This is a genomic window from Mesorhizobium sp. M1078, assembly GCF_040318615.1.
Taxonomy (GTDB): Bacteria; Pseudomonadota; Alphaproteobacteria; order Rhizobiales; family Rhizobiaceae; genus Mesorhizobium.
This window is the reverse complement of sequence record NZ_JAMYMP010000079.1, coordinates 1-2,701: the sequence shown is the minus strand read 5'-3', so window position 1 is coordinate 2,701 and position 2,701 is coordinate 1. Positions and strand designations below refer to the sequence as shown.

Genomic DNA, 2,701 nt, shown 5'->3' with positions numbered 1-2,701 from the left:
GCCTCGCGCCCACCACGACCCTGCGCAAGCATGTCGCGGATCTGGAGGCCAGCACGACCGCGCGCTTCGAAGCGTCGGCCAAGACAGGCAAGGTCCGCAGGTTCAAGAAGTTCGTTGACGGAGCCCGCGGCGCGGCCGGGCCGGCAGCACTCAGGCGACTATAACGGGCGCAGAGCCGACCCTGCGGCTTCCAGACATTGTCGTGTACAGCTTCAGACCCTCAAGCCGAGCCCGCATGGCTTCGCTTACCTTTTACGGGGCGGCGGTACGTCCAAGCCGGTTCAACAGTTAAGAATTTCGCAAAGACGATACCCCCGGATCCTCGACCTTCCGCTGCCACTTCCCGCATTTCGCCGAGGCGGTCAATGACCCGCCCTTCACAAGGTTATCCGGCAAGCATCTGGGTGCGAGAGATAATGTTGCCGGAAGCATCTTTCATGGCTTCTACACCTGCCTGAACGCCAGAACCGCGTTCGTGCCGCCAAAGGCGAAGGAGTTGCTCAGTGCCACGCGCACCTTGCGCTCGCGTGCCACATTGGGCGTGACGTCGAGATCGCAATCGGGGTCCAGCTCACGATAATTGGCAGTCGGCGGCACGACGCTCTCGCGGATAGCCATCACGCAGGCGATCAACTCGAGCGCGCCGGACGCGCCGAGGCAATGCGCGTGCATGGACTTGGTAGAAGAAATGGACATTGAGAAGGCGTGCTGACCGAAGACGCGCTTGATCGCCGCCGTCTCGATCTGGTCGTTGGCCTTGGTGCCGGTGCCGTGCGCGTTGAGATAGTCGACATCCTCGGCGTCCAGCCTGGCATCGGCAAGGCAGGCCCGCATTGCTGCCTCCGGCCCCTCGACAGTCGGCGCGACGATGCCGGACGCATCGGCGGAAAGGCCGACACCGGCAATTTCGGCAAGGATGGTGGCGCCCCGAGCCAGGGCATGCTCGTAGCTTTCCAGCACCGCCATGCCGGCGCCTTCACCAAGCGACAGGCCCTGGCGATCGGCCGAGAATGGCCGGCAAGTATCGGGCGAAAGCACGCGGATCGCTTCCCATGCCTTCAGCACACCCCATATGAGCGGCGCTTCGCTGCCGCCGGCAAGCATCACGTCGGCCCGGCCGAGCCTGATCTGGTCCACCGCGCAGGCAATCGCATGGTTTGCCGAGGAACAGGCGGACGTGACGCCGAAGACCGGCCCGCGCAGGCCGAGACTCATGCTGACCTGGCCGGCAGCGGCACCCGGCATCGCCTTGGGTACAGTCAAGAGAGCGGCACGCTTACCGCCCAGAAGGATGGCGCGGTAGGTTTGCTCGATCGCATCCCACCCGCAGCCGCCAACGCCCACCGTCGCACCGAAGCGATAGCTATTTCCCTCTTTGGAGGAAAGTCCGGCCTGACGCATGGCTTCGCGCGCCGCAAGCACAGCGAGCAGGCTGAAGCGGTCCATGGAGATGAGTTGCTTGCTGTCGATGTCATGCTCCGGCAGGGCCTTGATCTCGGCACCGATCCTGACCCTCAATTCATGGAACTCGGAGTTGACGATTGGGCCGATGGCGGAGCGGCCTTCTCGCATCTCTGTCCAAATGGCGGCGGCGTTTGTTCCAAGCCCGCAAATCCCGCCAATCCCAGTAATCACGACGCGCCTGTCCATTCACACCCCCGTAGGGAGCAAGCTGCGCACGGCTTCCACCATGCCCCCAACATTCTGGAGATCCGACCATGCCTCGGCCGTATTCATCTCGATCTCGATGCCGTAGGCCTGCTCCAGGTCCCAGAGAACGTCCGCCAATCCCAGTGAATCGATACCGAGCGAAGTCAGTCCCGTGGCAGCCGTTATTTCGCCGCCCGTGGCAGGCGCTATGCCGCCCTCCGACGCGGCGCGCTTCTTGATCATTGCGATTATTTCGTTGGCGAGTTGATCTGCCATCTTGTTCCTTTCCAGCTTGCGTTTTCGGCGTCGTTCAAAACCCGAGTCGCGTCGCGTTGCCAAAATTGCCCCTCATAGAGCCTGTGCGCCGACCAAGCCCAATGCCCATAGGAACCGGACGAGTTCCGGCTTCTGCGGCGTCAGCCCGATGACGAAGAAAAGTGGCCGGCCTCCCGCTTTTGCGCCAGCACATCAAGAATCTGCGTGTAAATGGATAGGAACCGTCGTCAAACGTCAGCTAAACGCTGCGACGGTGGGTGCTGTCAGCGTATTCACTCGGCACCTCATATGTAATCGAGATGTTTCATAGCTCCGGACCAGTTGCGATCAACTATTGTACCGGTCGCCATTCGTCGGAGAGTTCGACATGATTTGGAGCGCTGCCTCTATTCCCAGTACAATCTCCACCGCACGCGACAGATTTCCTCTTTCGAGCTCTTCTCAAGGGACTCGCCACGCGATAGAGGCAGTGATCGGCGCACGTGAGGTCCTGCCAGGTCAATGCGACATTCCGGAGAATTGGTAAAATCGTTTGTTTCAATCAAATTCATCCACGCTATGGATAGCTAAGACATGCGTTTCAAAGGGCTCGATCTGAATCTTCTCGTCGTTCTCGACGCGCTGCTTAGCGAGCGCGGCCTCACGGCGGCGGCACGCAGCATCAACCTAACCAAATTCATGGGGGTTGGTGGATGTGGCGCAAGCCCGTTGAAATGACGTAGGATTTGGTTGCTTAAGCCGATCCGAAATTTCCCGGAGACCACACGCACCATGA

Annotated in this window: 2 protein-coding genes and 1 pseudogene; 1 reads left to right on the top strand and 2 read right to left on the bottom strand. The window is 60.8% G+C overall.

The features are described 5' to 3' along the window. Positions 1-444 precede the first annotated feature (444 nt). On the bottom strand, positions 445-1,650 hold the full coding sequence (locus tag NKH38_RS33105) for a beta-ketoacyl-[acyl-carrier-protein] synthase family protein (protein WP_023707447.1): 1,206 nt from the start codon (positions 1,648-1,650) through the stop codon (positions 445-447). Beyond that, complete coding sequence (locus tag NKH38_RS33100; RefSeq protein ID WP_023673543.1) at positions 1,651-1,926, bottom strand: acyl carrier protein; 276 nt, start codon at positions 1,924-1,926, stop codon at positions 1,651-1,653. 573 nt (positions 1,927-2,499) lie between these two features. Between NKH38_RS33100 and NKH38_RS33095 the strand changes: the two are divergent. Next, positions 2,500-2,601 (top strand): annotated as a pseudogene (locus tag NKH38_RS33095) (LysR family transcriptional regulator); the annotation flags it as partial. Positions 2,602-2,701 lie beyond the last annotated feature (100 nt).

Coding starts and splice junctions, on each gene's coding strand:
- NKH38_RS33105 (WP_023707447.1), bottom strand. CDS start 1,650: ATGGACAGGCGCGTCGTGATTACTGGGATTGGCGGGATTTGCGGGCTT.
- NKH38_RS33100 (WP_023673543.1), bottom strand. CDS start 1,926: ATGGCAGATCAACTCGCCAACGAAATAATCGCAATGATCAAGAAGCGC.